The sequence below is a fragment of the Kytococcus sp. Marseille-QA3725 genome, from assembly GCF_054950055.1.
Genome location: NZ_JBUCLA010000001.1, coordinates 1,208,231 through 1,234,404 on the forward strand (window position 1 = coordinate 1,208,231; position 26,174 = coordinate 1,234,404).

Annotated in this window: 23 protein-coding genes, 1 tRNA gene and 1 pseudogene; 13 read left to right on the plus strand and 12 right to left on the minus strand. The window is 71.1% G+C overall.

Annotated features, from left to right (window positions below; all coding sequences use genetic code 11):
• The first annotated feature begins 285 nt into the window (after positions 1 to 285).
• Positions 286 to 1,549 (plus strand): annotated as a pseudogene (locus tag ACY8FT_RS05550) (IS3 family transposase).
• Positions 1,550 to 1,628: 79 nt separating this feature from the next.
• Here the strand turns inward: ACY8FT_RS05550 and ACY8FT_RS05555 are convergent.
• Both ACY8FT_RS05555 and ACY8FT_RS05560 read right to left on the minus strand, forming a co-directional pair.
• Positions 1,629 to 3,107 (minus strand): aldehyde dehydrogenase family protein, encoded by a 1,479-nt coding sequence (locus ACY8FT_RS05555; protein ID WP_462417915.1) that lies wholly within the window; start codon positions 3,105 to 3,107, stop codon positions 1,629 to 1,631.
• An 84-nt stretch (positions 3,108 to 3,191) separates the two neighbouring features.
• Entirely contained in the window at positions 3,192 to 4,601 is a 1,410-nt protein-coding gene (locus tag ACY8FT_RS05560; protein ID WP_462417916.1) for a GntP family permease, read from the minus strand.
• Positions 4,602 to 4,713: 112 nt separating this feature from the next.
• On the opposite strand from ACY8FT_RS05560, the gene ACY8FT_RS05565 reads away from it, so the two are divergent.
• Positions 4,714 to 5,889 carry a CaiB/BaiF CoA transferase family protein gene (locus ACY8FT_RS05565; protein WP_462417917.1) on the plus strand — a complete coding sequence of 392 codons (1,176 nt, stop codon included), beginning with the start codon at positions 4,714 to 4,716 and terminating at the stop codon, positions 5,887 to 5,889.
• A gap of 60 nt (positions 5,890 to 5,949) precedes the next feature.
• On the opposite strand, the gene ACY8FT_RS05570 is transcribed toward ACY8FT_RS05565, so the two are convergent.
• Positions 5,950 to 6,150, minus strand: coding sequence for a hypothetical protein (locus ACY8FT_RS05570; RefSeq protein ID WP_462417918.1), 201 nt, complete (start codon positions 6,148 to 6,150; stop codon positions 5,950 to 5,952).
• 148 nt (positions 6,151 to 6,298) lie between these two features.
• Between ACY8FT_RS05570 and tdh the strand changes: the two genes are divergently transcribed.
• On the plus strand, positions 6,299 to 7,345 hold the full coding sequence (gene tdh / locus ACY8FT_RS05575; RefSeq protein WP_462417919.1) for an L-threonine 3-dehydrogenase: 1,047 nt from the start codon (positions 6,299 to 6,301) through the stop codon (positions 7,343 to 7,345).
• A gap of 6 nt (positions 7,346 to 7,351) precedes the next feature.
• Positions 7,352 to 8,281, plus strand: a complete 930-nt coding sequence (locus tag ACY8FT_RS05580) for an exodeoxyribonuclease III (RefSeq protein WP_462417920.1) — start codon at positions 7,352 to 7,354, stop codon at positions 8,279 to 8,281.
• Positions 8,282 to 8,436: 155 nt separating this feature from the next.
• Here ACY8FT_RS05580 and ACY8FT_RS05585 read toward each other — a convergent pair whose 3' ends face one another.
• The gene (locus tag ACY8FT_RS05585) at positions 8,437 to 9,873 is read right to left on the minus strand and encodes a glyceraldehyde-3-phosphate dehydrogenase (protein WP_462417921.1); all 1,437 of its coding nucleotides are present in this window, start codon (positions 9,871 to 9,873) and stop codon (positions 8,437 to 8,439) included.
• 123 nt (positions 9,874 to 9,996) lie between these two features.
• Between ACY8FT_RS05585 and ACY8FT_RS05590 the strand changes: the two genes are divergently transcribed.
• From ACY8FT_RS05590 to ACY8FT_RS05610, 5 genes are all read left to right on the plus strand, one after another.
• A complete protein-coding gene (locus tag ACY8FT_RS05590) occupies positions 9,997 to 10,317 on the plus strand; it encodes a putative quinol monooxygenase (protein ID WP_462417922.1) in 321 nt (106 codons plus the stop codon).
• 196 nt (positions 10,318 to 10,513) lie between these two features.
• Positions 10,514 to 11,443: an ornithine carbamoyltransferase gene (argF, locus tag ACY8FT_RS05595; protein ID WP_462417923.1), complete on the plus strand. Its 930-nt coding sequence runs from the start codon at positions 10,514 to 10,516 to the stop codon at positions 11,441 to 11,443.
• A 65-nt stretch (positions 11,444 to 11,508) separates the two neighbouring features.
• The gene (gene argG / locus ACY8FT_RS05600) at positions 11,509 to 12,942 is read left to right on the plus strand and encodes an argininosuccinate synthase (protein ID WP_462417924.1); all 1,434 of its coding nucleotides are present in this window, start codon (positions 11,509 to 11,511) and stop codon (positions 12,940 to 12,942) included.
• A 140-nt stretch (positions 12,943 to 13,082) separates the two neighbouring features.
• The gene (locus ACY8FT_RS05605) at positions 13,083 to 14,279 is read left to right on the plus strand and encodes a glycine C-acetyltransferase (RefSeq protein ID WP_462417925.1); all 1,197 of its coding nucleotides are present in this window, start codon (positions 13,083 to 13,085) and stop codon (positions 14,277 to 14,279) included.
• A gap of 38 nt (positions 14,280 to 14,317) precedes the next feature.
• Entirely contained in the window at positions 14,318 to 15,187 is an 870-nt protein-coding gene (locus ACY8FT_RS05610) for a PP2C family serine/threonine-protein phosphatase (protein ID WP_462417926.1), read from the plus strand.
• A 140-nt stretch (positions 15,188 to 15,327) separates the two neighbouring features.
• Here ACY8FT_RS05610 and ACY8FT_RS05615 read toward each other — a convergent pair whose 3' ends face one another.
• Positions 15,328 to 15,609 carry a DUF3618 domain-containing protein gene (locus ACY8FT_RS05615; protein ID WP_462417927.1) on the minus strand — a complete coding sequence of 94 codons (282 nt, stop codon included), beginning with the start codon at positions 15,607 to 15,609 and terminating at the stop codon, positions 15,328 to 15,330.
• Positions 15,610 to 15,675: 66 nt separating this feature from the next.
• On the opposite strand from ACY8FT_RS05615, the gene ACY8FT_RS05620 reads away from it, so the two are divergent.
• The 3 genes from ACY8FT_RS05620 (at position 15,676) to ACY8FT_RS05630 (ending at position 17,979) form a co-directional block, all read left to right on the plus strand.
• Positions 15,676 to 16,161 (plus strand): peroxiredoxin, encoded by a 486-nt coding sequence (locus ACY8FT_RS05620; protein WP_462417928.1) that lies wholly within the window; start codon positions 15,676 to 15,678, stop codon positions 16,159 to 16,161.
• A 120-nt stretch (positions 16,162 to 16,281) separates the two neighbouring features.
• Positions 16,282 to 16,361 (plus strand) — tRNA-Leu (locus ACY8FT_RS05625).
• Positions 16,362 to 16,458: 97 nt separating this feature from the next.
• A complete protein-coding gene (locus ACY8FT_RS05630; protein ID WP_462417929.1) occupies positions 16,459 to 17,979 on the plus strand; it encodes an alanine/glycine:cation symporter family protein in 1,521 nt (506 codons plus the stop codon).
• Positions 17,980 to 18,125: 146 nt separating this feature from the next.
• On the opposite strand, the gene ACY8FT_RS05635 is transcribed toward ACY8FT_RS05630, so the two are convergent.
• From ACY8FT_RS05635 to ACY8FT_RS05665, 7 genes are all read right to left on the minus strand, one after another.
• Positions 18,126 to 19,292, minus strand: a complete 1,167-nt coding sequence (locus tag ACY8FT_RS05635) for an aminotransferase class I/II-fold pyridoxal phosphate-dependent enzyme (RefSeq protein ID WP_462417930.1) — start codon at positions 19,290 to 19,292, stop codon at positions 18,126 to 18,128.
• A 410-nt stretch (positions 19,293 to 19,702) separates the two neighbouring features.
• Positions 19,703 to 20,380 carry a non-canonical purine NTP pyrophosphatase gene (locus tag ACY8FT_RS05640; protein ID WP_462417931.1) on the minus strand — a complete coding sequence of 226 codons (678 nt, stop codon included), beginning with the start codon at positions 20,378 to 20,380 and terminating at the stop codon, positions 19,703 to 19,705.
• Positions 20,380 to 21,213 (minus strand): ribonuclease PH, encoded by an 834-nt coding sequence (gene rph, locus ACY8FT_RS05645; protein ID WP_462417932.1) that lies wholly within the window; start codon positions 21,211 to 21,213, stop codon positions 20,380 to 20,382. Before rph ends, ACY8FT_RS05640 begins: the two co-directional genes overlap by 1 nt.
• A gap of 99 nt (positions 21,214 to 21,312) precedes the next feature.
• Positions 21,313 to 22,332 (minus strand): YeiH family protein, encoded by a 1,020-nt coding sequence (locus ACY8FT_RS05650; protein ID WP_462417933.1) that lies wholly within the window; start codon positions 22,330 to 22,332, stop codon positions 21,313 to 21,315.
• Positions 22,332 to 23,129 (minus strand): MBL fold metallo-hydrolase, encoded by a 798-nt coding sequence (locus ACY8FT_RS05655; protein WP_462417934.1) that lies wholly within the window; start codon positions 23,127 to 23,129, stop codon positions 22,332 to 22,334. Before ACY8FT_RS05655 ends, ACY8FT_RS05650 begins: the two co-directional genes overlap by 1 nt.
• Entirely contained in the window at positions 23,126 to 23,986 is an 861-nt protein-coding gene (gene murI, locus ACY8FT_RS05660; RefSeq protein ID WP_462417935.1) for a glutamate racemase, read from the minus strand. The genes ACY8FT_RS05655 and murI overlap by 4 nt, the downstream gene beginning before the upstream one ends.
• A 106-nt stretch (positions 23,987 to 24,092) precedes the next feature.
• Positions 24,093 to 24,872 (minus strand): fumarylacetoacetate hydrolase family protein, encoded by a 780-nt coding sequence (locus ACY8FT_RS05665; protein WP_462417936.1) that lies wholly within the window; start codon positions 24,870 to 24,872, stop codon positions 24,093 to 24,095.
• Between the two features lie 218 nt (positions 24,873 to 25,090).
• Here ACY8FT_RS05665 and ACY8FT_RS05670 point away from each other — a divergent pair, with 218 nt between their 5' ends.
• A complete protein-coding gene (locus tag ACY8FT_RS05670; RefSeq protein ID WP_462417937.1) occupies positions 25,091 to 26,158 on the plus strand; it encodes a 3-methyladenine DNA glycosylase in 1,068 nt (355 codons plus the stop codon).
• Positions 26,159 to 26,174 lie beyond the last annotated feature (16 nt).

The window sequence follows — 26,174 nt, forward strand, 5'->3', positions numbered from 1 at the left end:
CCGCAGATGTGCGTCCGCGTTCCAGATGTCCGACCCCAGCGGCACGGTTCTGGAACGTAGACGCACATCTGCGGCTTCCGCCGAACCCTGGGGCGCACGGGCGCGGCTCTGGGGCATGCACGGCACGGCCCGGGCCACTCGACGACGGAGCCCCCGTCGACCGGCTTGAACTGCTCCCCGGGAGTTGGACTGAGAAATCAGTTCCGACTCCCGGGGAGTTCGTGATGGAGGCCAAGAGTTCGTTGTCATCGCAGGAGCGGTTGACGGCCGTAGAGTTCTTCGAGTCTGGTTGGGGCTCTCGCGCCGTGGCCACGCGGCTGGGCAAGAGCCGCTGGGCGGTGCGAAGTCTCTACCGACGCTGGAAACTGTCAGGCCGAGGAGCGTTGGTGGAGCCACCGAAGAAGTCCTACCCGTTCGAGGTCAAGCTTGAGGCCGCCCAGCGCTACCTGGCCGGTGAATCCAAGGTGGCACTGGCCGGCGAGTTCGGGGTGCCCTCACCGCCCCTGATCGCGACCTGGGCCAGAGTCCTGAAAGCCGAGGGGCCTGACGGGCTGCGCCCCAGACCCAGGGGCCGCCCGGCCAGGCCTTCGGAGCCGGTCTCGGAGCTCGAGGCGTTGCGCCGGGAGAACCAGCGCTTGCGGGCGCAGAACGCCTACCTGGGAAAATTGCAGGCCTTGATGGAGCAGCAACGTCGGCCAAGGTGAAGGCCGTCGTTTCCCTCAAGGCGCAGCACCGTCTGGGTGACCTGCTGGCCGCGGCCGGTCTGGCGCGCTCGACGTTCTTCTACCACCAGGCACGCCTCTTGGAGCCGGACCCGCAGGCCGAGCTGAAGACCGCGATCACCGAGGTGTTCACGGCCAGTCGCAAGCGTTTCGGGCACCGCCGGGTCTGGGCGCAACTACGCGCCGACGGGTGGGTCGTTTCCCGCAAGACGGTGTGGAAGCTGATGCGCGAGCTCGATCTGCGCTGCCCGATCCGCAGGCGCCGGTTCCGGTCCTACCGGGGTACCACCAGTCGCACCGCGCCCAACGTGCTGGACCGTGACTTCACCGTCACCGGGCCGAACCAGAAGTGGGTCACCGACGTCACCGAGTTCCACATCGGCCCGGACAAGGTGTTCCTCTCAGCGGTGATGGACCTGTTCGACCGACAGGTCATCGGCGCCACCATCGGTCCTTCCCCGACCCTGACGCTGACGAACTCCTCCCTGCAGCAGGCCCTGACCACCTTGGAACCGGGCCAGCACCCGATCGTGCACTCCGACCAGGGATTCCAGTACCAGCACGCCACCTGGCAGGAATTACTCGCACGGGTCGGTGCGACCGCGTCGATGTCCCGCAAGGGCAACTGCCTGGACAACGCCGTCATCGAGAGCTTCTTCGGTCACCTCAAGGACGAGTTGTACTGCGACACGTCCTTCACCACACCCACCCAGCTCACGACGGCCCTGCGGGACTACCTGGCCTGGTTCAACCACGACCGCCCCCACAGCAGCAACGAGGGCCTGGCCCCGGTGCAGTACCGGAACCAGACCCTCGCTGCCGCGTGAGACCCCGTACGCTCAAACCAGTCCAACTTCAGGGGGACAGTTCAGGTCCGCCGGGGGCTCCGTGCCAGCCGAGGCCGCGTCAGCCGAGCTTCACGTTGATCTGCTTGATCTGGGTGAAGCCCTCGAGCATGCCCTCCAGCGAGGCCTCGCGGCCCACGCCGGACTCCTTCATGCCGCCGTAGGACTGCCCGGGGATCTGCCCGCCGCCCTGGTTGACCTGCACCCAGCCGGAGTCGATGCGCTGGGCGGTGCCCAGGGCGTCGTCGAGGTTCTTGCTGAACACGTATGCCGCCAGGCCGTAGTGGGAGTCGTTGGCCATCTCCACGACCTCGTCCACGTCCTTCCACGTGAGGATGCTCAGCAGCGGACCGAAGACCTCCTCACGCGCCACGTGCCAGGACGGGTCCACCTGGCTGATGATGATCGGCGCGTGGAAGAAGCCCGGCTCGCCGACCTGCAGGTCCTCACGGCCGTCGTACTCGACCTTCACGCCGTCCTCGGCCAGCGCCTCGTCGATGAAGCCCTGCACCCGGTCGTACTGCTTGGCGTTGATGATGCAGCCGATGTCGCTGCCCTCGTCGCGCGGGTCGCCGACCTTCATGCCCTTGGTGCGTTCCACCATCTTGGCGATGAACTCCTCGGCGATGTCCTCGTGCAGGAACACGCGGGAGCCGGTGGTGCACGACTGGGACTGGCGCGCGAAGCGGGTGGCCAGCATGACCTGGTCGACGACCTCGTCGGTGCAGGAGTCCGGGAAGACGATGCACGGCGACTTCCCGCCGAGCTCCAGCGACAGGTGCGCCATGCGGCCCGCGGCCTTGCCACCGACCATCTTGCCCACCGGCGAGGACCCGGTGAAGGACACCTTGTCCACACCCGGGTGGGTCACCAGCGCCTCACCGATCTCCGCGCCGTACCCGGTGACGACGTTCAGCACGCCGTCCGGGAGGTGCTCCGCGCAGATCTCGGCCATCCGCAGGATGGTCAGCGGGGCGTCCTCGGCGGCCTTGAGCACGATGGTGTTGCCGGCGGCCAGCGCGGCCGGGGTCTTGAACGCCGCGATGAGCAGCGGGGAGTTCCACGGCAGGATGCCGGCCACCACGCCCAGCGGCACGCGCTGGGTGTACTGCAGGCTGCCGTCGCCACCGGGCAGCGTGACGCCCTTGACCTCACCGGCGACACCGGCGAAGTAGCGGAACAGCGCCACCAGCGTGCCGGCCTCGGGGCGGGCCTGCGTGCGGATCGCGTTGCCCGTGTCCAGGGCAGTCAGCTGCGCGAGCTCCTCGCTGGCCGCCTCGAGGGCGTCGGCGCACTTCATGAGCGCCTTCTGCCGTTCGGCGAAGGGCAGCGCGGCCCACGCAGGGAAGGCGGCCCGGGCGGCCTCGATGGCACGGTCGGCGTCCTCCTGGCCGGCTCGCGGGGTGGTCGCGATGGTCACGTTCCGGTCGATGGGGGTGATCACGTCGACGGTCTCGCCGCCGGCGGCGTCGACCCACTCCCCACCGATGAGCATCTTGTACGGGGTGGCCTCGATCGTGGAGAGGTCCTGCAGGGTCATCCGTCGCCTCCTGGTCCACGGTGCGGGCAGCCTGCCCGTACCGCTCGGATTGGTTGTGATCTGCGTCGCAGCCTAGTCCGTGGCTCAGAACGAGCCGACGGCGCTTCCCAGTGCCAGCACGACCGCCAGCGCCACCAGCGGGATGACCACGCAGGTCATGCCGATGTGCTTGTACGCCTGGCGGTGCGTCAGCCCCGTCACGGCCAGGATGGTGATGACGGCGCCGTTGTGGGGCAGGGCGTCGAAACCACCGGCGGCCAGGGTGGCCACGCGGTGCATGAACTCCGGGTCGATGCCGGCCTCGAGCGCCCGCTTCATGTACTCCTCGCCGAATGCCTCCATGGCGATGGCCAGGCCGCCGGAGGCCGAGCCCGTGATGCCGGCGACGATGTTGGTGGAGACCGCCATCGAGACCGCCGGGTTGGGCGACACCCCGAACACCGCGTCACGGATCACCGCGAAGGCCGGCAGGGCCGCGATCACGGCGCCGTAGCCCACCTCGGATGCGGTGTTCATGATCGGCAGGAAGGCGCTGGACGCACCGGCGTTCAGCAGCTTCTGCCGCTCCTGCAGGCGGCCCCAGTTCAGGGCCAGCACGAGGAGGCAGGCCACGATGAGGGACAGGATGATCGCCCAGTTGCCGCCCACCTCGTCGATGGACGTCCCGCCGAAGCGCTCCTCGGCCAGGTAGCCGAAGTCCATGGCCGGGAAGACCACGCGCACGAGCACCAGGTTGAGGGCGATGACCACGACGATCGGCAGGATCGCGACCCAGAAGGGGGTCTCGCGGGGGACGACGACCTCGTCGTCCTCCCCCAGGCCACGCAGCGTGGAGCCCTGCATCAGCGGACCGTTGTCGTAGCCCTCGCCACGTGCCCGGGACTGGCGCACGCACCAGTTCAGGTAGGCCACGCCGCCGGCGAAGATGATGACGGCGGCGATCATGCCGAGGCCCGGCGCTGCGAAGGCGTCGGTCTTGAAGTACGGCGCCGGGACGGCGTTCTGGATCTGCGGGGTGCCCGGCAGCGCGCCCGTGGCGAACGAGAAGGACCCCATGGCGATGGCCGCCGGTGCGAAGCGCTTGGGGATGCCGGCCTCGGTGAAGAGCTCCCGCGCGATCGGCCAGATGGCGAAGACGACCACGAAGGCCGTCACGCCGCCGTAGGCGAGGATGCCGCAGGCCGCCACCACGGCGAGGATCGCGTGGCGCTCCCCCACCTTGTCGACGATCCAGCGGGCGATCGAGTAGGCCGAGCCCGAGTCGTTCATGAGCTTGCCGAACAGCGCACCCAGCAGGAACAGCGGGAAGTACTTGATGACGAAGCCGCCCATCGCGGGCATGAAGACCTCGGTGTAGGTGCCGAGCAGCGGCACCCCGGCGAAGATGGCGGCCACCAGGGCGGTGAGCGGTGCGAGCAGCACCAGGCTCCAGCCCCGGAAGGCGAGGTAGATGAGCAGCGCCAGGGACAGCACCACTCCGATCAGACCGAGCACGGTGGCACCTCCGGGGATCGGGTGTGGGAGGGGCGGCCCGGTTGCGGGATCGCGGGCCGTAGTGTGAGACGCGACACCCTAGACCCCTTTCGACACGCAGGAGGAACCACCCATGAGCGGCGCGCTGCAGGGCATCACCGTCATCGACCTGACCCGGGCGCTGGCCGGACCCCACGCCGGCCAGATGCTCGGCGACCAGGGCGCGCGCGTCATCAAGGTGGAGACCCCCGGCACCGGCGACGACACCCGTTCCTGGGGACCGCCGTTCGTCGGGGGTGAGGAGCACGTCAGCACCTACTACCTCTCGTGCAATCGCAACAAGGAGTCGATCGCCCTGAACCTCAAGGACGAGGCCGACAAGGCCGTCCTGGAGGCGATGGTGCGCAAGGCCGACGTGCTCATGGAGAACTTCCGCACCGGCGTGATGGACCGCCTCGGCTTCTCGATGGAGCGCCTGCTGGAGCTGAACCCGCGGCTGGTGGTGCTGAGCATCAGCGGTTTCGGCCACGACGGCCCCGAGGGTGGTCGACCCGGCTACGACCAGATCGCCCAGGGCGAGGCCGGCCTCATGAGCCTGACCGGCTCCGGCCCCGAGGACCCGCAGCGCGTGGGTACCCCGATCGGTGACCTGCTGGCCGGCATCCACGGTGCCTACGGCGTGATGATGGCCCTGTTCGAGCGGGAGCAGACCGGCCGCGGCCAGGTGGTGCGCACCTCCCTGTTGGCCAGCCTCGTGGGCGTGCACGCCTTCCAGGGCACTCGCTGGACCGTCGGCGGCGAGGTGCCCGCCGCGCAGGGCAACCACCACCCGAGCATCACCCCCTACGGTCTGTTCCGCTGCGCCGACGGCGCCGTGCAGATCTCCTGCGGCAACGAGAACCTCTGGAAGAAGCTCTGCGCCGAGTTCGGCCTGGACCCCGAGGCTGAGGGCATGGCGACCAACGCCGAGCGCAACGCGAACCGCCCGGCCGTCATCCAGGCCGTGGAGGCTGCCTTCGCCGAGTACACCGGTGAGGAGCTGCTGAAGCGTCTGGGCGCGGCCGGCGTGCCCAGCGGCAAGGTCCGCACGCTCGACGAGGTGTACGAGTGGGAGCAGACGAAGTCGCAGGGTCTGATCGCCAACGTGGAGCACCCTGTGCTCGGCACCATCGACCTGCCGGGACCCCCGCTGCGCTTCTTCGACGTGGCCGAGGGTGCACAGGTGGAGACCACGCGCACCACGCACACCGCTCCCCCGGCGCTGGACGCCGACGCCGAGGCGATCCGCGCCTGGGCGCTGGAGGACTGAGCGCGACCCTCTGGATGCTGACAGAACGGCCCCTTCCCGTGGTGGGAAGGGGCCGTTCTGTCAGTTCTGGCCGGCAGCGACCCGCTGAGCGGCCTGGCTGCCGGTGAGCACGCCGGCGGCGCCGAAGCAGCACAGCGTCACGATGAGCAGTCCCTGCGACAACGCGTAGGGCACCTCGAGGACGCCGATGACCGAGACGAGCAGCGCCAGGACCACCACCACGCTCAGGACGATGGTCAGGACGCGGAACGTGAAGCGCATGAGCCCCCTCGCGGTCGTTTGGTGTGGCGCGATCCCAGCGACCTGCCGGCCTCGGCCACCGGCCCATCAGCACGTGGGGGCGTCCCGAACCAGCCGTCGCCCGTGATGGGATGGAGGACGCCCGCCCCGACCCCACCAGGAGGCCCCCATGCGCGCACTGGCCAAGACGAAGCCCGGCCCCGGGCTGGAGCTCATCGACGCCCCGGAACCCACCACCGGCCCCGGCGAGGTGAAGATCCGCGTGGAGCGCGCCGGCCTGTGCGGCACGGACCTGCACCTGGAGGGCTGGGACGAGTGGGCCGAGGGCGCCATGAACCTGCCGCAGGTGATCGGGCACGAGTTCTACGGCGAGGTCGTCGAGCTGGGTGACGGGGTGGAGTCCCGCGGTGACCTGAAGGTCGGCGACAAGGTCTCCGGTGAGGGCCACATCGTGTGCGGCGTGTGCCGCAACTGCCGCGCCGGTGCCCGCCACCTGTGCCGCAACACCGTCGGCGTGGGCGTGAACCGCGACGGCGCGTTCGCCGACTACGTGGTCATCCCCGCCGAGAACGCGTGGGTGCAGCCCGACTGGGTGGACGCCGACCTGGGCGCCCTGTTCGACCCGCTGGGCAACGCGGTGCACACCACGCTGAAGTTCCCGCTGGCCGCCGAGGACGTGCTCGTCACCGGCTCGGGCCCCATCGGCGTGATGGCGGTGGCCGTGGCCCAGGCCGTGGGTGCCCGCTACGTGGTGGCCACCGACATCAGCGACGAGCGTCTGGAGATCGCGAAGGCCGCCGGCGCCGACCGCGTCGTGAACGTCTCCGACCACCGGATCCGGGAGGTGTTCGACGAGCTCGGCATGAAGGAGGGCTTCGACGTCTGCCTGGAGATGTCCGGCTTCGGCTCGGCCGTGCAGGAGGCCATCGGCTCCATGAACCACGGCGGCCGCATCGCCATGCTGGGCCTGCCCGGCAAGGGCTACGAGGTGGACTGGGGCAAGGTCATCACCCACATGCTCACCCTGCAGGGCATCTACGGACGCGAGATGTTCGAGACCTGGTACAAGATGACCCAGCTGCTGCAGGACAACGAGCAGCTGGTGACCGCGGTGCGCAGCGTGGTGACGCACAAGTTCGCCGCCGAGGACTGGCAGGAGGCCTTCGAGACCGCACGCTCCGGCAAGTGCGGCAAGGTCCTGCTGGACTGGAGCTGATCGACGGTGACGACGCGCATCGCGAGCTTCAACGTCAACGGCATCCGGGCCTGCCAGAAGCGCGGTTTCGAGGGCTGGCTCTCCCGGCGGCAGCCCGACGTGGTGGCCCTGCAGGAGGTCCGCTGCCCGGTGAACCTGCTGCCCGAGGGTGTGTTCGGCGACCACCACCTGACCTACGACCCGGGTGACCGGGCAGGGCGCAACGGCGTCGCGCTGCTGACCCGGGAGGCCCCGGTGGCTGTCCGCACCTTCGGAGCCCCGGTGCTGCGCCGCGCCCCCGGCGAGGACCACGTGGAGCTCACCGAGCCCGACGACTCCCCCACGCTACCGCGGGAGCTCAAGGAGTTCGCCGGTGAGGGGCGCTACGTCGAGGTGGACCTGGCCGACGCACCGCTGACGGTCGCCTCGCTCTACCTGCCCAAGGGCGGGCTGCCGGCCGACCTGCAGGAGAAGATGGCCGGTCGCATGCGCGAGGAGCCCGACGGCGGTGCGAAGTTCGAGCGCAAGATGCGCTTCCTGGCCGGCTTCGCCAAGCAGATCGACCGGTCCCGGAAGGCCGCGAAGGCCGCGGGGCGCGAGTTCCTGGTGATGGGCGACTTCAACGTGGCCCATTCCGAGCAGGACATCAAGAACTGGCGCGGCAACAAGAACTCCGAGGGCTTCCTGCCCCCGGAGCGCGAGTGGTTCAGCTCGATCCTGTCGCCGCGGACGCTCGTGGACGTGGTGCGTTCCCAGCACCCGGACACCGACGGCCCATACGCCTGGTGGTCGTGGATGGGTCAGGCCTTCGAGCGGGACACCGGGTGGCGCATCGACTACCACCTGGCCACGCCCGGCCTGGCCCGCGCCGCGGTGAGTTCCAGCGTGGACAAGGAGCCCAGCCGCGCCGAGCGGCTGTCCGACCACGCCCCCGTGGTGGTCGAGTACGACCTCTGAGCGGGTCCGTCTGCCCCGGCACGGTCACGTCTGGGGCGCGCCCACCGGGGACAACGGAGGGGGCCGGTCACCGTGACGGTGACCGGCCCCCTCTCGTCTCGTGGTGCGCGCCGCGCCCGGACGGCGCAACGGGGTTCGGGCGCTCGCGGCAGGCGTCAGGCCTTCGGGAACTCCGGGGCCGCGACGCCGGTCATGCGCTCGACCATGCGCACCACCTGGCAGGAGTAGCCGTACTCGTTGTCGTACCAGACGTAGACGACGACGCGCTCGTCGCCACCGGCGATGGTGGCGCGGCCGTCCACGGTGCCGGCGTGGGTGTCGCCGACCAGGTCGGTGGACACGATCTCCGGGTGGTCCACGTAGCCGATCGCGTCGGCCAGCGGGCCGGAGGTGGAGGCCTTCTCCAGCAGCGCGTTCAGGGTGTCGCGGTCCACCGCCTTGCCGAGGGTCAGGTTCAGCACGGCCATGGACACGTCCGGGGTGGGGACGCGGATGGCGTTGCCCGAGAGCTTGCCGTGCAGCTCCGGCAGGGCCTTGGAGACGGCCTTGGCGGCGCCGGTCTCGGTGAGGACCATGTTCATGGCGGCGGCACGACCACGGCGGTCGGCCTTGTGGTAGTTGTCCATGAGGTTCTGGTCGTTGGTGTAGGCGTGGATGGTCTCCACGTGACCGCCGACGATGCCGTACTCGTCCTGCAGCACCTTGAGCACCGGGGTGATGGCGTTGGTGGTGCAGGAGGCGGCAGAGACGATCTCGGCGTCGCCGATCATCTCGTCGTTCACACCGGTGACGACGTTGACCATGTCGCCCTTGCCCGGGGCGGTCAGGACGACGCGCTTGACGCCCTTGGCCTGCAGGTGCTGCGACAGGCCCTCGGCGTCGCGCCACACACCGGTGTTGTCGATGACGACCGCATCGGTGATGCCGTGGGCGGTGTAGTCGACCTCGGACGGCGAGGAGGCGTAGATCATCTTCACGGCGGTGCCGTTGAGGTGCAGCACCTCATTGGCCTCGTCGAGCTCGACGGTGCCGTCGAACTGCCCGTGCACGGAGTCGCTGGCGAAGATGTCGGCGCGCTTGACCAGGTCGTTGGCGGCCTTGCCCTTGCGGACGACGACGGCGCGCAGCTGCAAGCCGGTGCCGTGGTCCTGGGCCACCAGGATGCGGGCCAGCAGTCGGCCGATGCGGCCGAAGCCGTAGAGCACCACGTCCTGGGTCTTCTTCTCGGCGCCCGCCTGACCGGCGACCTCGGCGAGCTGCTCGCGCAGGAAGCCCTCCAGGTCACTGGAGCCGGAGTCCTTGTAGGCCTTCTGCAGACCGGCGACGTCCAGGGCGGCGGCACCGGGCTCCAGGGCCTCGACGACCTGCAGCATCGCCAGGGTCTCGGTGACCTCCAGCGCCTGGCCGGAGCGGCCGGCCTCGGCGTGCGCGACCAAGATGTCGTTGGCGCTCTGGCGGGCGATCGGACGACCGTTCACCCGGGCCTCGACGCCGTTCGTGCGGGCGAGGCGCCCGGCAACGGGGACCAGGTCCTCCGCCGCGGCCTCACGGGTGGCCCAGTTCTCCTGGTGCTCGGCTGCGCTGTTCGTCACGTCGTGTCCCGTCCTTCGTGGTGCGAGGTGTGGTCCGGCCCTCGGCGCGTCCCGGGGCCGGTGTGATCCTACCGACACCTCGACGTTCCGATCCGTGGCCCGACGCGGCGGGACAATGGGTTCATGATCCTGATCAACGTGAAGATGCCCATCAAGCCCGAACACGCCGACGACTGGCCCGAGATCAGCCGCCCGTTCACCGAGGCGACGCGCGCCGAGGAGGGGAACCTCTGGTTCGAGTGGTCCCGCAGCGTGGAGGACCCGAACACCTACGTGCTCATCGAGGCGTTCACCGACGAGGGCGCCGAGCCGCACGTGAAGTCCGAGCACTTCAAGCGGATGCAGGAGGAGTTCCCGCAGTACCTCACCGCCACCCCGCAGATCGTCTCCGAGCAGGTGGACGCCGAGGGCTGGGGCCCGATGGGTGAGCTCCAGGTCGACTGACCGAGCCACCTCCGCCCTCCCTTCCCCCCATTTGGCCCCCTGATGCGCTCCTTTCGTGGCGACACGCCGCGAGATCACGCGACCTGCGTGCATCAGGGGGCCAAATCGGCATGAGGGGGTGAGCCCGGGATGAGGGGGCCGAGGGGCCAGTGGCCCGACGTGAATGTTCTTGTTGAAGTATGTATGCTCATTCGGCATGACCCGCCACTTCCTCCGCGACGACGACCTGACCCCGGCCGAGCAGGCCGAGGTGCTGGCCCTCGCCGCCCGTCTCAAGGCAGACCCGTACGGCCCCAAGCCGCTGGCAGGACCGGTCACCGTGGCCACGATCTACGACCGACCCACGCTGCGCACCCAGCTGTCCTTCGCGGCCGGCGTCGCGGAGCTGGGTGGGCACGAGTTCGCCATCGACGCCGGACTGGCCGCGGCTGGCACCCGTGAGTCGATCCCGGACGTCGCCCGGGTGATCGGCCGCCAGGCCGGTGCCCTCGCCTGGCGCACCCCCAGCCAGGCCGACGTCGAGGAGATGGCACGCTATGCCGGCGTCCCGGTCATCAACGCCCTGACCGACGACTTCCACCCCTGCCAGCTGCTCGCCGACCTGCAGACGATCGCCGAGCACCTGGGCGAGCTGCCCGGCCGGACCGTCGCCTTCCTGGGTGACGCCGCGTGCAACATGGGCAACTCGTGGGTGCTCGCCGGGGCGACGGCCGGCATCCACGTGCGCCTCAGCGGCCCGGACGGCTACCAGCCCGATGCCGAGGTGGTGGCACGCGGACGCGCCATCGCCGAGGAGACCGGCGGCTCGGTGACCCTCGTCGACGACCCGGTCGAGTGCGTGACCGACATCGACGTCGTCATCACCGACACCTGGGTGTCCATGGGCAAGGAGGAGGAGAAGGAGCAGCGCATCGCGACCTTCGGGCCGTGGGCGCTCACCCCCGAGCTCCTCGCCCACGCCGCGGACCACGCCATCGTCATGCACTGCCTGCCCGCCTACCGCGGGGTGGAGATCGCCACCGAGGTGATCGACGGCCCGCAGAGCGTCGTGTGGGACGAGGCCGAGAACCGTCGCCACGTGCAGAAGGCGATCCTCACGTGGCTGTGGGAGCGTCGAGCGGACTGAGCCCCGCCTCCGCACACCCCACAGCACCCGAGACCCACTGACCCGACAGCACCAGGAGTTCACCCATGAGCAAGGTCCTGACCAACCTCCCCACCGGCGAGCGCGTCGGCATCGCCTTCTCCGGCGGCCTCGACACCTCCGTGGCCGTCGCGTGGATGCGCGAGAAGGGCGCCGTGCCGTGCACCTACACCGCGGACCTCGGCCAGTACGACGAGGACGACATCGAGGGCGTCCCCGGCCGGGCGATGCAGTACGGCGCCGAGCTGGCCCGCCACGTGGACTGCCGCGCGGCCCTGGTGGAGGAGGGCTTCGCCGCCATCGCCTGCGGTGCCTTCCACATCCGCTCCGGCGGCCGCACCTACTTCAACACCACCCCCATCGGCCGGGCGGTGACCGGCACCCTGCTGGTGCGTGCCATGCAGGAGGACGGGGTGGACATCTGGGGCGATGGCTCCACCTTCAAGGGCAACGACATCGAGCGGTTCTACCGCTACGGGCTCATGACCAACCCGAACCTGCGGATCTACAAGCCGTGGCTGGACCCGGACTTCGTCTCCGAGCTGGGCGGCCGCGCCGAGATGAGCCAGTGGCTCACCGAGCGCGACCTGCCCTACCGCGACTCCCAGGAGAAGGCCTACTCCACCGACGCGAACATCTGGGGCGCCACCCACGAGGCGAAGACCCTGGAGCACCTGGACGTGTCGCTGGAGACGGTCGAGCCGATCATGGGCGTGAAGTTCTGGGACCCCGAGGTCGCGATCGAGACCGAGGACGTGACCGTGCGCTTCGAGGGCGGTCGCCCGGTGGCGATCGACGGTCAGCGGCTGGACCCGGTGGACCTGGTGCTCAAGGCCAACGAGATCGGTGGCCGCCACGGGCTGGGCATGAGCGACCAGATCGAGAACCGCATCATCGAGGCGAAGTCGCGAGGCATCTACGAGGCGCCGGGCATGGCGCTGCTGTGGCTGGCCTACGAGCGGCTGCTCAACGCGGTGCACAACGAGGACACGATCGCGCAGTACCACGCCGACGGCCGCCGGCTGGGCCGGCTGATGTACGAGGGCCGGTGGCTCGACCCGCAGGCGCTCATGATGCGCGAGGCCCTGCAGCGCTGGGTGGCCTCGCTGGTGACCGGTGAGGTGACGGTGCGGCTGCGCCGCGGTGAGGACTACACGATCCTCGACACCCGTGGCGAGAACTTCTCCTACCACCCGGACAAGCTCTCCATGGAGCGCACCGAGAACGCCGCCTTCGGCCCGCTGGACCGCATCGGCCAGCTGACCATGCGCAACCTGGACATCGCCGACTCGCGCTCGATGCTGGAGATGTACGCCACGCAGCCCCACGACGAGGGTCACGTGGTGGTGCAGCAGGGCAACCTGCTGGGCACCCTGGAGGCCGGCGGCGGGCAGCGCATCGCGAGCAATCCGGCGCTGAAGAACCTCGACGAGGAGGACGACGCCCTCGACGCGGCGGCGATGGAGTACGGCGCCGACTGACGCCGACCTCCGGTCGGGAGAGCACGAGGGGGCGGGCACCCGTGGGGGTGTCCGCCCCCTCGTGCTGGGGCCGGCCGGCGGCGGGCCGATCCGCTCCACCGCTGACCGAGCGGGCATCCGCGCCTGACACACTGGCGCCCATGTACGCGTTCAAGGACCAGCTGACCTCCGAGCTCACCGAGATCAAGGACGCCGGCCTGTGGAAGGACGAGCGCGAGCTCACCTCCCCGCAGTCCGCGCACGTGACCACCAAGAAGGCCGAGGCGCTGAACTTCTGCGCGAACAACTACCTCGGCCTGGCCGACGACGAGGAGGTCGAGGCGGCGGCCCGCGAGGCGCTGGACGAGTGGGGCTTCGGCATGGCCTCCGTGCGCTTCATCTGCGGCACCCAGACGCTGCACACCGAGCTCGAGCAGCGGATCGCCCGCTTCGTCGGCTGCGACGAGGCCATCCTTTACGCCTCCTGCTTCGACGCCAACGGCGGTCTCTTCGAGGTGCTGTTCGGCAAGGAGGACGCGATCGTCTCCGACGCGCTGAACCACGCGAGCATCATCGACGGCGTGCGGCTGTCCAAGGCGATGCGCTACCGCTACGCCAACCGCGACATGGACGACCTGCGCACCCAGCTGCAGGCCGCGAAGGACGCCGGGGCGCGCCGCACCGTCATCGTGACCGACGGCGTCTTCTCGATGGACGGCTACTACGCCCCGCTGCCGGAGATCTGCGACATGGCCGAGGAGTTCGGCGCCATGGTGGTGGTCGACGACTCCCACGCCACCGGCTTCACCGGCGCCAAGGGCCGCGGCACCCCGGAGAAGTTCGACGTGCTGGACCGCGTGGACATCGTCACCGGCACCTTCGGCAAGGCCCTGGGCGGTGCCTCCGGTGGCTTCGTCGCCGGCCCGGCCGAGGTCGTGGCCCTGCTCAAGCAGCGTTCGCGCCCGTACCTGTTCAGCAACGCCGTCGCGCCGAGCACCGCGGCCGGCTCGCTGAAGGCCCTGGAGCTGGTGGAGTCCTCCGACGAGCTGCGCGCCCAGCTGGAGCGCAACGCGAAGCTCTTCCGCGAGCTCATGTCCGAGGCGGGCTTCGACCTGCTCGAGGGCAGCCACCCGATCATCCCGGTGATGTTCCCCGGCGAGGACGGCGCCCGCCAGGCCGGCCGCATCGCCGAGGAGATGCTGGAGCGCGGCGTCTACGTCATCCCGTTCAGCTACCCGGTCGTCCCCAGGGGTGAGGCCCGCATCCGCGTGCAGCTGTCCGCGGCCCACTCCGAGGAGGACGTCCGCGCCTGCGTCAAGGCCTTCGTGGACTCCCGCGAGGCCGTCGGCGCCGCCTGACCTGCTCGACGACGCACACCACGAGGACGAGGACGACGATGGGTATCGACCCCCGCATGCTGGCCACCGCCTCCCCGGAGGTGGGCCCCGGCACCGGCGCCCCGCTGGAGCCCGGCGAGATGATCCGCTGGGCGGCGCACACGGAGATCACCTGCCAGGACGCCGCTGGGTACCGGCCGTACTACTACGCCGGTGAGCGGGCGGGCGCGGCCGCGCTGTCCGACGGCGCCGGCGTCGGCCCCGAGCTGCGTCCGGGCTGCGAGCACGAGGTGGACTGGTTCAGCGAGCAGCTGGTCACGGCCGTGCTCGACCGACTGGTGCCCCGCGACGCGCTGGGGCCCGTGGTCGGTCAGCCACCGTCGTTGCGGGAGGTCGTGGCCGACGCCCTCGACACCGTGAGCGGTGCCCACCCGCAGTGCGACGCCGACCGCGGTCCGTGGGCGACGCTCGCGGTCACCCGGGCGCTCGGTGACCGGCTGGAGTACTTCGTGCTGAGTGACTCGAGCCTGGTGGTGCGCTTCACCGACGGGCAGGTGCTGCAGGTGCTCGACGGTCGGCTGGACGAGCTGACCGGCGGGTGGAGCGGCCAGGAGCCCTCCCCCGCCCAGCGGATGAACCGGCGTGACGGCTGGTGGAGCGCCCGCGCGGACGCCCGGGCCGCCACCGAGGGGCTCGTGGGCTCCTTCGACCTCGACGACGTGGAGGCCGCCTGGCTCGCCTCCGACGGGGCGACGCGTCCCATCGAGATGTTCGGGACCCACGACGCCGTCACCTGGACCGAGGCCGTGGAGCGCGACCCGTGGGCCCTGGCCCACGGCATCCGCACCCACGAGACGGAGCAGGCCGAGGAGCTGCGGGAGCGCGGCTCGAAGGTGCACGACGACATCGCCATCCTGCGCGTGGTGTGACGCGGCACGGCAGGGGCCCCGGGTTCCCTTCTGGAACCCGGGGCCCCTGCCGTGCGGAGGCCTGAGGTGTCGGTCGGACAGACGCAGGGAGACCCCGGGACCAGAACGGTTCCGGGGTCTCCCTGCGTCAGGCGCGTGCGTCAGCCCTTGTGGAACAGGCGGCGCAGCAGGCCGAGGGTGAAGGTGGCGGCACCGGCGCCACCCATCCCCTTGGCGATGAGGTCGCCACGGAGCTGACCGTCGCGGTCGTACATGGTGTCGTTGAACTTGATCTTCGCGTCCTCCTGGGCCCGGCGCGCGAGCTCCTTCGGGTGGGCGCGGTAGACCAGCTCATCGACGTCGCCCGCAAGGCGAAGGCGGGAGGCGTCGATGTCGCGGGAGATCTGATCGACGGAACGGGTGTCCTTGGGCTGCTTGGCCACGTGATTGCCTTTCCTCGGGAAACTCCCTGAAACCCTAACCCAGAACCGACTCGAAGGAGATGTGTCATGCCCCGCCTGGAGCCCGGCGACGCCGCCCCCGACTTCACCCTGGACAGCAGCGAGGGAGGCACCGTCTCCCTGTCCGACCTGCGCGGTCGCAAGGTGGTCGTCTTCGTCTACCCCGCGGCCTCGACCCCGGGGTGCACCACCGAGGCCTGCGACTTCCGCGACAACGCCGACGCCCTGGCCGAGGCCGGGTACGCCGTCTACGGCCTGAGCAAGGACTCCGTCGAGAAGAACCGGAGGTTCGCCGAGAAGCACGATCTCGGCTACCCGCTGCTGTGCGACCCGGAGCTGGACACCCTCAAGGCCTACGGCGCCTACGGGGAGAAGAAGAACTACGGCAAGGTCACCCAGGGCGTCATCCGCAGCACCTTCGTCATCGACGAGCAGGGCGTCATCGAGCACGCCCGCTACAACGTGCGCGCCAAGGGTCACGTGGCCAGCCTGGGCAAGAACGAGCTGAAGCTGCCGCTGACGAGCGCCGTCTGAGGCAGTGGCCCGGCTCGGGGCGCGCTCCTGCCAGGACGCGCGCTCCGAGCGACAAGGCTCCGGCGCACGGTGCACCGAAGGACTCGGTGGGCGGCCACCTCGGTGCACAATGTGCGCCACGCGCGAGTGGTGGAACTGGCAGACACGCACGGTTTAGGTCCGTGTGCTCCGGCGTGCGGGTTCGAGTCCCGCCTCGCGCACGACGTGGTGCGGCAACCGTCAGGACGCATCACGAACGGCGCGCCGACATCGTGAGGGGTCTACTCTCGATCCCCTCCCGACCGAAAGGCGCCACCGATGGAGACCTTCCTGACCCGGGCGAACGAGTGGATCTGGTCCACTCCCATGATCTTCCTGATCCTCGCCCTCGGCGCGGGGCACACCCTCTTCCTGGTCCTGCCGCAGCTGCGCCGGTTCCCGGACATGATCGTGGCCCTCAAGGAGGGTGGCGACTCCAAGCGGGGCCTCTCCTCGTTCCAGTCCTTCGCGATCTCCTTGGGTGGCCGTGTCGGCGTCGGCAACATCGCCGGTGTCGCCACGGCCATCCACTTCGGTGGCCCCGGAGCCGTCTTCTGGATGTGGGTGACCGCCTTCCTGGGGGCCACCGTCGCCATCGCCGAGAGCTCCCTCGCGCAGGTGTGGAAGCGCGAGGTCGACGGTGAGTACCGCGGCGGGCCGGCGTACTACATCGAGCAGGGGCTGGGCTGGAAGTGGCTGGCGGTGCTCTACGCGGTGGGCACGATCTTCGCCACCACCATCACCGGCCCCTCGATCCAGTCGTTCAACATCTCCGACTCCGCCCAGGCCGCCTTCTCGGTGCCGATGTGGGTCAGCGGCGCGCTGGTCGCGACGCTGTTCTGCCTGGTCACCTTCGGGGGCATGCACCGCCTCGGCCGGGTGACCGAGCTGATCGTCCCGTTCATGGCCGCCGCGTACGTGCTGGTGGGCCTGGCGATGATGGTGATCCGCGCCGAGGACGTCCCGGCCATGTTCGGCCTGATCTTCCGCAGCGCCTTCGGCGGCGAGGCGATGTTCGGCGGCATGCTCGGCGCCGTCATCATGTGGGGCGTCAAGCGCGCCATCTACTCCTCCGAGGTCGGCACCGGGTCCGCGGCTCAGGCCTCGGCCGCGGCGGAGGTCTCGCACCCGGTCAAGCAGGGCCTGGCCCAGGGCTTCTCCGCCTACGTGGACACCCTGGCCGTCTGCACCATCACCGCCCTGATGATCCTGCTGACGAAGAGCTACAACGTGGCCGACCCGAGCGGGAAGCTGCTCGTGGAGAACATGCCCGGCCAGGAGCCGGGTGCCAACTACACGCAGGCGGCGATCGACGGCGTCTTCCCCGGCTTCGGTGCCGCGTTCGTCGCCATCGCGATGTTCTTCTTCGCGTTCACCACGCTGCTCTCGTTCGGCTTCTACGCCGAGACCAACGTCGAGTACCTCATGAAGGACCATAAGTGGCAGCCGCTGGTCGTCTCGCTGGCACGGGTCGTGCTCGCCGCGTCGATCGTGCTCGGGGCGCTGCGCAGCTCCGACGTCGCGTGGGCGCTGGCCGACCTGGGGCTCGGCTTCTACACCTGGGTCAACCTGGTGGCTCTGGTGTTCCTCAGCCCGGTGGTGATCAAGGTGTTCCGCGACTACGACCGCCAGCGCAAGGCCGGTCTCGACCCGGTGTTCGACCCGCGCGAGGTCGGCATCGACAACGCGCCGGTGTGGGCCGGGGTGCGAGCCCGGTACGCACGGGAGGCGGGCGCTTCGGGCTGCCCGGACGCACCGACGGCGGGTACCGACAGCTCGGCGGGTGCCCACCGGGCCTGAGCTCTCGAGCGCCGTCGGGTCCACGGCGCAGACCGGTGCCAGCCCGACGGCCACCCGGTGACGCACCGGGTGCGGCCGGCGCCGGGGGGCGTTCGAGGGTCGGGCGTGCTCCGTCACCGCGGGTGCCCGGTGCCCCCCCGTGGTGCTCACCGCTGCCGGTCCGCCCAGGCCTTCAGCCGGCGCACGCCCTCGGCGATGACGTCCTCGGTCTTGCAGAACCCGAAGCGCACGTAGCTGGGTGCGTGGTCCGGGTCGGTGCAGAAGGCCTGCACGGGCACGCCCACCACGCCGGCCTCGTCGGGGATGGCCCGGCACCAGGCCAGGGCGTCGGTCACGCCGAGCGGTGCGGCATCCGCGATGACGAAGTACCCCGCCGGCGGGGTCTCGCAGGTGAAGCCCACCTCGCGCAGACCGTCGACGAGGAGGTCGCGGCGGCGCTGGTGGGTGGCGCCCAGGTCGGTGAAGACGGCATCGGGCAGGGCCAGGCCCTTCGCGATCGCGGGCTGCAGCGGGGTGCCGACGCCGAAGGTGGTGAACTGCTTGACCTTGGCCACGGCGTCGACCAGCGGCTGCGGGCCGTGCACCCAGCCGACCTTCCACCCGGTGACGGCGAAGGTCTTGCCGGCCGAGCTGACGGTGAGGGTGCGGTCGGCGCACTCGGGCACCATCGCCGGGCCCAGGTGGGAGCCACCGTCGTAGACCAGGTGCTCGTAGACCTCGTCGGAGAGGATCACGGCGTCGTGCTGCTGCGCCAGGCGACCGACGGCGGCCAGCTCGTCGCGTGTGAACTGCTTGCCGGTGGGGTTGTGCGGGGTGTTGAGCACGACCATGGCGGTGTCGGGGCCCATCACCTGCTCCAGTGCGTCCAGGTCGAGCTCCAGCCCCGGCACGGCCAGCGGCACGGAGCGGACCACTCCCCCGGCCAGCGCGACGGCGGCGGCGTAGGAGTCGTAGGCCGGCTCGATGACCACGACCTCCTCGCCGGGCTCCACCAGCGCCAGGATCGATGCGGTGAGCGCCTCGGTGGCGCCGACGGTCACCAGCACCTGGGCCGGGTCCACCGTCAGGCCGTGGAAACGCTTCTGATGGGCGGCGATCGCCTCGCGGAGCTCGGGGACGCCGAGGAAGGGCGGGTACTGGTTGCAGCCCTCGAGCATCGCCTCGTGGGCCCACTCGATGAGCTGCGGCGGGGTGCCGGAGTCCGGCGCGCCCTGGCCGAGGTTCACCGCGTCGGCCGCGACGGCACGCTGGGTCATCTCGGCGAAGATCGACGTGCCGAAGGGCTGCATGCGGGCGACGAGAGGCGAGTTCATGCACTCCAGCCTCGCACGAGGGCCCTGCGAGGTCAGCAGTCGGTCGTGGACGCGTGCCACGCCTCGGGCGTCCTCGCGGCGGGTCCTCCCCGTGGACGGAGGTCACGAGCCCACCAGTGCACCTAGCGTGCGTCCACCCGCGTCGACCGCGCGCCTGCTCCGAGGACGACCATGCTCACCACCCTCACCCGCCGCAGGCCCTGCTGATGGCTGCCACCGGGTTCGGTCTCTTGTTGACGTATCTCCCGGGAGCCACGGCCGTGCTGTGTCCGGTGCTCGCCATCGGCCGACGTGCCCAGTGGACCCACCCCGACGGGGACCCCGTCACCGACACCCCCTGAGGAACGGCCACGCAATGGCGTGGCCCCGTGACCCGTCCGGCGACGGGTCACGGGGCCGTGTGCGTGCGCTCAGCCCCGCTGGGCCAGCCGCTCCGCGAGCGCCCGGGTGGCCCTGCCGCGGTGGCTCACGCGGTTCTTCACCTCCGCGGGCAGCTCGGCACTGCTCACCGGGCCCCGGATGGGCGTGAACCGCGCCTCGGCCAGCTCACCGGACTCGACGGCGAAGACGGGGTCGTAGCCGAACCCGTTCTCCCCCTGCGGCTCGCGCAGGATGGAGCCGTGCATCTCCCCGCGCTCGGTCAGCTCGGTGCCGTCGGGGTCCACGTAGCTCATGACGCACGCGAAGTGCGCCGCGCGGGCGCCGTCGGGCACGTCGGCCAACTGGGCCAGCAGGAGGGCGTTGTTGTCGGCGTCCTTGTCGGCACCGGCGCCCCGGCCGCCGGAGTCCACCAGCCCACCGGACCAGCGGGCGGAGAAGATCCCCGGCGCCCCGCCCAGCACGTCGACGCAGAGGCCGGAGTCGTCGGCGATGGCCGGCAACCCCGTCAGCTCGCAGGCCGCCCGGGCCTTGAGCAGCGAGTTCGCCTCGAAGCTGGTGCCGTCCTCCACCACGTCCGGGGCGTCCGGCGCGACGTCGGCGAGGGTCACGACCTCGACCTCCCCCGGCAGCGCCTCGGCGAGGATGCGCTGCAGCTCGGGCACCTTGCCCCGGTTGCGGGTGGCCAGGACGATGCGGCGCGCGGCCATCAGGCGCCCGCCCCGCCCTGCTCGGCACCGCCGGTCAGCTGCTCGTCCGGGGCCACCACCAGGCACTCCCCGGTGTCGGCGCGCAGCGACTCGGTCTGGGCGGCGGCCAGCGTCGCGCACCCACCCTCGGCCAGGTCGAGCAGCTGGTTGAGCATGGCGCGGTCGAAGGTCTGCCCCTCGGCGGTGCCCTGCACCTCCACGAGGTCGCCGGCGCCGGTCATCACGACGTTCATGTCCGCTCCGGCGGTGGAGTCCTCCGGGTAGTCCAGGTCGAGCACCGGCCGACCGTCGACGATGCCGACGCTGATGGCCTGCACCGAGTCACGCAGCACCTGCGCACCGGCCGGGATGTCCCCCGAGGCCTTCCCGGCGGCCACCGCGTCGGACAGGGCGATCCACGCCCCCGTGATGGCGGCGGTGCGGGTGCCGCCGTCGGCCTGCAGCACGTCGCAGTCGATGACGATGGTGTTCTCCCCCAGCTCGGACGTGTCGACCGCGGCTCGCAGCGCACGACCCAGCAGGCGCGAGATCTCCTGCGTGCGGCCCTTCACCTTGCCCTTGACGGACTCACGGTCGCTTCGGGTGTGGGTGGCCGCCGGCAGCATCGCGTACTCACCGGTGACCCAGCCGGTGCCCTGCCCCCGGAGCCAGCGCGGCACGTCCGGCTGGAAGGACGCGGCGCACAGCACCCGGGTGCGACCGAACTCGATGAGCACCGAGCCGGCGGCGTGGTCCAGCCAGCCACGGGTGATGCGCACCTGGCGCAGGTGGTCGGGGGCACGGCCGTCGTGGCGGGCGGTGAAGTCCGGGGTGGTGGGGTTCGCGTCAGTCATGGGCCCGAGCCTACGGGCGCAGCGGGTTCCGAACCGGCGCGGCTTCGTCCCACCCCTCCCGGCGCAGCGCTGGCCGGGCGGCCAGGTGGTGCGGGTCGCTCAGGCGAGCAGGGCCCCGCCCAGGCCGATCGCCCCGACCACGGCGGTGGTGATGCCGGCCAGGGCGAAGGGCGCACCGCCGACGGTCCGCAGCCGCTCCCAGCGCACCCCGGTACCGAGGGCCCACATGGCCCCGGCCAGCAGCAGGGTCTGCAGCAGCTTGACGGCGTCGAGCAGATCCGCCGGCATGGGCACCCAGGTGCGCACGAGCACCATCGCCAGGAAGGCGACGACGAAGAAGGGGACGACCGGGGGCAGCGTCACGTCACCTGCGTCGTCGGCGGGCCCGGCCCCGGCGGCCCGCAGCTCGCGACGGCGCAGGACGGCCAGACCCACCATCACCGGGGCGAGCAGGACCACGCGCGCGAGCTTGGCCACGACGGCGACCGCCAGCGCCGTGCCGCCCACGATGCCGCCGACGGCCACCACCTGGGCCACCTCGTGCACCGAGAGCCCCGCCCACAGCCCGGTGGTCCGGGCGTCCAGCCCCATGACGGAGGACAGCACCAGGACGACGGGGATCATCAGCGTGCCGAACAGCACGACCAGGGCGAGGGCGACGGCGACGTCCTCCTCCTCGGCCTCGAGCACCCCGTCGGCTGCCGCGACCGCCGCGGCACCGCAGATGGAGAAGCCCGACCCGACGAGCAGGGCGAGCACCGGTCGCACCCCGAGCGCGCGCCCCACAAGGACGGACGTGGCGAGCCCGCCGGCGACGACCAGTACCACCGCGGCCACCACCCGCCATCCCAGACCCAGGATGGTGGTCAGCGAGACCTGCAGGCCCAGGAGCACGATGCCGGCGCGCAGCATCGTCTTGCTGCCCTTGCCGAGCCCGGGGCCCCAGGAGGCCGGGAAGGTGGCCACGTTGCCCACGAGGATGCCGAGCAGGATGGCCACGAGCAGCGGGCTCACGGCGGGAACCGCGGCTCCCACCAGGTGGGCGAGCCCCATCGAGAGCAGGCCGGCGGCCAGGCAGGCCAGGACGCCGGGCAGCCGTCCGTGGGACGCCGTCGCCATCAGACCTCCACGGGGAGACGGTCTGCCGGGGCCACCTCCAGCACCAGGCCGGCGTGGGCCATGACCAGCGGCCCGGACCAGACGGCCCGCGCCTCGGCGAACGAGACGTCGGGGTCGTTCCACGGCGGGATGTGCGTGAGCACCAGGCGTCCCACTCCCCCGGCGCGCTCGGCGGCCAGAGCGGCCCGACGGCCCGAGAGGTGCACGCCCTCGGCGGTGTCCCGACCCTCCACGAAGGCGGAGTCGGCGAGGACGAGGTCGGCATCGGCCAGCAGGTGGTCGAGGACGGGCGAGTCGTCGGTGTCGCCGGTGTAGGCCAGCACCTGTCCGCCGGCCTCGATGCGCATGCCGTAGGCGTCACAAGGGTGGTTGACCCGCACGAAGGTGACGGTGAAGGGACCCACGCGGACGGTCGTGCCGTCGGCGGCCGGGCGGTAGTCGAAGGTGGTGCGCAGGGTCTCGCCCTCGTGGACGCCGTACACGCCGTCCATGTGGGAGGCCAGCCCGGCCGGACCGTGCACGACGATGCGCTCCCGGTGCGACCGGTGCGGGTCGTACTTGTGCATGACGTAGAGGCCGCACAGGTCGACCACGTGGTCCGGGTGCAGGTGGCTGATCAGGTAGGCGTCGACGGCCGTCGGGTCGGTGGCGCGCTGCAGCGCCCCGAGGGAGCCGTTTCCCATGTCCAGAACGATGCGCCAGGTGCGCCCGTCCTCCTCGTGCTCCACCAGGTAGCTGGAGGCCGGGGAGTCCGGGCCGGCGAACGACCCGGAGCAGCCGACGACGCGGACCCTCATGCGATCTCCCCCTCGGGTGCGACCGTCGGCAGGGCGCCGGTGGCCGGCACGTCGGTGCTCACCGGCAGCCGGCGGGTGTTCATCAGACTGACCTCCGGCCCCAGGAACCGACGCGCGAGCTCGCCGAAGTGGGCCGGGTCGCCGGTGGTCAGGAACTCGTGGGTGGGTTCACCGCCCTCGGGGGCCAGGTCGTCGCGCTCGGCGAGGATGCGCAGCAGGTCGGCCGCTGTCTCCTCGGCCGAGGAGACCAGGGAGACCTCGGGGCCCATCTCGTAGGCCAGGACACCGCGCAGGAGCGGGTAGTGCGTGCAGCCCATGATGAGCGTGTCGACACCGGCGTCCTTGAGCGGCTGCAGGTACTCGGTGGCCGCCTCGAACACGGCCGGCCCGGTGACCGTGCCGGACTCGACGAACTCCACGAAGCGCGGGCACGGCTGGGAGTGCAGGCGCACCGTCGGGACGGCCGCGAACGCGTCGCGGTAGGCGCCCGAGGTGTGCGTGGCCTGGGTGCTGATGACACCGACGCGACCCGAGCGGGTGATGCCCGCGGCGCGGCGGGCAGCCGGGCGGATCACCTCGATGACCGGAACGTCGTAGCGCTCGCGGGCGTCGTGCAGGACGGCGGCGGAGGCCGAGTTGCAGGCGATGACCAAAGCCTTGACGCCGCGCTCCATCAGGGCGTCCAGGGAGTCCAGGGCGAGCCGGCGGACCTCGGCGATCGGCCGCGGCCCGTAGGGCGCGTGGAGGGTGTCACCGAGGTAGATGGTCGACTCGTGGGGCAGGTGGTCGATGACGGCGCGAGCCACCGTGAGCCCCCCGAGGCCGGAGTCGAAGATGCCGATGGGAGCCGTGGACATGCGCTTCAGGGTACGTCGCGCAGCCCCCCGGAAGGCCCCGGACGGGGGTCTGGTGCATCACAATCCGGTGACGGTTGCCGGGGCGGCGGCGCGGCCCCGGCGGGGATCAGTCCTCGGCGGACACGAAGGGGTTGGACAGCCGCCCGATCCCCTGGATGGAGACCTCCACCCGCTGCCCGGCGCGGACGAGTCCCACACCGGCCGGTGTGCCGGTGAGGATCACGTCGCCCGGCAGCAGCGTGAACGCCTTGGAGACGTGGGAAACGATCGCCGGGACGTCGAAGACCATGTCCGCGGTGCGGCCGTCCTGCACGACCTCGCCGTCCAGGCGGGTGCGGACCACCAGGTCGGCGGTGTCGAGCTCGGTCTCGATCCACGGGCCCAGCGGGCAGAAGGTGTCCATCCCCTTGGCGCGGGCCCACTGGCCGTCGGACTCCTGCAGATCACGCGCGGTGACGTCGTTGGCGCAGGTGTAGCCGAAGACCACCGAGCGGGCGTCCTCCGGGGTGACGTCCTTGCACATGCGGCCGATGACCACGGCCAGCTCGCCCTCGTAGGAGATGCGCTCGCTGAGCGCGGGCATCATCACCGGGTCGCCGGGGCCGCAGACGGCGGTGTTGGGCATGAGGAAGAGACCCGGCTCGGCATCGACCTCGCTGCCCATCTCGGCGGCGTGATCGGCGTAGTTGCGGCGCACGCCCACCACCTTGGAGCGCGGGATGACCGGGGCCAGCAGGCGCACGTCCTCGGTGACGAAGGTCTTGCCCGTGAGCTCGATGGAGGTGTAGAGCGGGTCGCCGGTGATCTCGGCGATCTTGGCCCCCTCGCCGTCCATCAGGCCGTAGCGGGGCTCGTCGGAGTCGTCGGTGAACCGGCAGATGCGCATGGGCGGGAGTCTACGAGCGGGATCCCGGCCGGATGCACGGCGCGCCCCGGCGTGCACGTTCAGGGGGCGTTCCGGGGCGCTGGCCGGGGGCGCTGACCGACGCATCGGGCCCGTCGAAGTCTGGGCCCTCGGGTGCGAGCGGGGGTGCAGCTGCACGAGTGAGCGGGCACCCGGCGCCGTGGTGGGGCCCTGCGTCCCGGCTCCTAGACTCTGCGCCGATGTGTCCCGCCCCTGAGAGTTCCACCGCCGACCGGGCACGCACGGCCCCCGCGCCCCCTGCTCCGGCACAGCCGCACCACCCCACCGACGGAGCAGGACAGCGCAACCACCCTGCCGACGATCCTGCGGAGACGACGCCCGCCGCTGGCCCACCGGCCGACGCGACCACCTGGTTGCCGCGACCTGTCTGGGAGGCGCGCGAGGCCGCCCACCAGGAGCGCGTCGACGTCATCGCCGGACCGCACCTGGAGCGTCGGCGACGCGGGGAGAAGCACCCGGTCGAGGACTTCCTGTGGGTGTACTACCGCTGGCGTCCGGCGGAGATCAGGCGCTGGAACCCCGGCATCGGTGTGGCCCTGCTGGACGCCGACGAGCGGGCCGGGTGGAAGGACCACCGGCTGCTGGACACCCCCGAGGGGCCGGCCGTCACGGTGGACACCGCGGCATTCATGGCCCGGCGCGGGGACGCGGTGCGGCGCTGGCACGGCATCCTCGAGGCGACGGCGAACCGCCCGGCGCGCTTCGGCTGCTTCGGCCTGCACGAGTGGGCGATGGTCCACGGCCTCGATGCCGGCGACCGACGTCACCAGGGCGTCCCGCTGCGGCTGGGGCAGGAGGGCACCGACGCGGTGACCGAGTCGCACACGATCGCGTGCAGCCACTTCGACGCGTTCCGGTTCTTCACCGACTCGGCCCGCGACCTGAACACCCTCTCCCCCGGCCCGCGCGACCGGGAGGCCTTCGAGCAGCCCGGCTGCCTGCACGCCACGATGGACCTCTACAAGGTGGCGGCCACGCTCGGCCCGCTGGTACCCGGTGAGGTGCTGGTGGACTGTCTGGAGCTCGCCCGCGACGTCCGCGAGCTGGACATGCGTGCCTCGCCCTACGACCTGCTCGCTTGGGGCTACGACCCCGTCCGCATCGAGACGGCCGTGGGCAAGGCGCAGTATGTGGCCGCCCAGCGCGGCTTCAGCGAGCGGGGCAACGCGCTGCGGCGGCGGCTCCTGGGAGTCACCGGCGCAGCCCTCCGGGTCTGCCCCCCTCTCGCAGGCAATGTGGCCCCCTGATGCTCCCGAGTTGTCG

Coding starts and splice junctions, on each gene's coding strand:
- ACY8FT_RS05650 (WP_462417933.1), bottom strand. CDS start 22,332: ATGGCGACGGCGTCCCACGGACGGCTGCCCGGCGTCCTGGCCTGCCTG.
- ACY8FT_RS05635 (WP_462417930.1), bottom strand. CDS start 19,292: ATGAACTCGCCTCTCGTCGCCCGCATGCAGCCCTTCGGCACGTCGATC.
- ACY8FT_RS05630 (WP_462417929.1), top strand. CDS start 16,459: ATGGAGACCTTCCTGACCCGGGCGAACGAGTGGATCTGGTCCACTCCC.
- argG (WP_462417924.1), top strand. CDS start 11,509: ATGAGCAAGGTCCTGACCAACCTCCCCACCGGCGAGCGCGTCGGCATC.
- ACY8FT_RS05610 (WP_462417926.1), top strand. CDS start 14,318: ATGGGTATCGACCCCCGCATGCTGGCCACCGCCTCCCCGGAGGTGGGC.
- rph (WP_462417932.1), bottom strand. CDS start 21,213: ATGACTGACGCGAACCCCACCACCCCGGACTTCACCGCCCGCCACGAC.
- ACY8FT_RS05570 (WP_462417918.1), bottom strand. CDS start 6,150: ATGCGCTTCACGTTCCGCGTCCTGACCATCGTCCTGAGCGTGGTGGTG.
- ACY8FT_RS05555 (WP_462417915.1), bottom strand. CDS start 3,107: ATGACCCTGCAGGACCTCTCCACGATCGAGGCCACCCCGTACAAGATG.
- ACY8FT_RS05565 (WP_462417917.1), top strand. CDS start 4,714: ATGAGCGGCGCGCTGCAGGGCATCACCGTCATCGACCTGACCCGGGCG.
- ACY8FT_RS05670 (WP_462417937.1), top strand. CDS start 25,091: ATGTGTCCCGCCCCTGAGAGTTCCACCGCCGACCGGGCACGCACGGCC.
- ACY8FT_RS05640 (WP_462417931.1), bottom strand. CDS start 20,380: ATGGCCGCGCGCCGCATCGTCCTGGCCACCCGCAACCGGGGCAAGGTG.
- argF (WP_462417923.1), top strand. CDS start 10,514: ATGACCCGCCACTTCCTCCGCGACGACGACCTGACCCCGGCCGAGCAG.
- ACY8FT_RS05665 (WP_462417936.1), bottom strand. CDS start 24,872: ATGCGCATCTGCCGGTTCACCGACGACTCCGACGAGCCCCGCTACGGC.
- murI (WP_462417935.1), bottom strand. CDS start 23,986: ATGTCCACGGCTCCCATCGGCATCTTCGACTCCGGCCTCGGGGGGCTC.
- ACY8FT_RS05620 (WP_462417928.1), top strand. CDS start 15,676: ATGCCCCGCCTGGAGCCCGGCGACGCCGCCCCCGACTTCACCCTGGAC.
- ACY8FT_RS05590 (WP_462417922.1), top strand. CDS start 9,997: ATGATCCTGATCAACGTGAAGATGCCCATCAAGCCCGAACACGCCGAC.
- tdh (WP_462417919.1), top strand. CDS start 6,299: ATGCGCGCACTGGCCAAGACGAAGCCCGGCCCCGGGCTGGAGCTCATC.
- ACY8FT_RS05605 (WP_462417925.1), top strand. CDS start 13,083: ATGTACGCGTTCAAGGACCAGCTGACCTCCGAGCTCACCGAGATCAAG.
- ACY8FT_RS05655 (WP_462417934.1), bottom strand. CDS start 23,129: ATGAGGGTCCGCGTCGTCGGCTGCTCCGGGTCGTTCGCCGGCCCGGAC.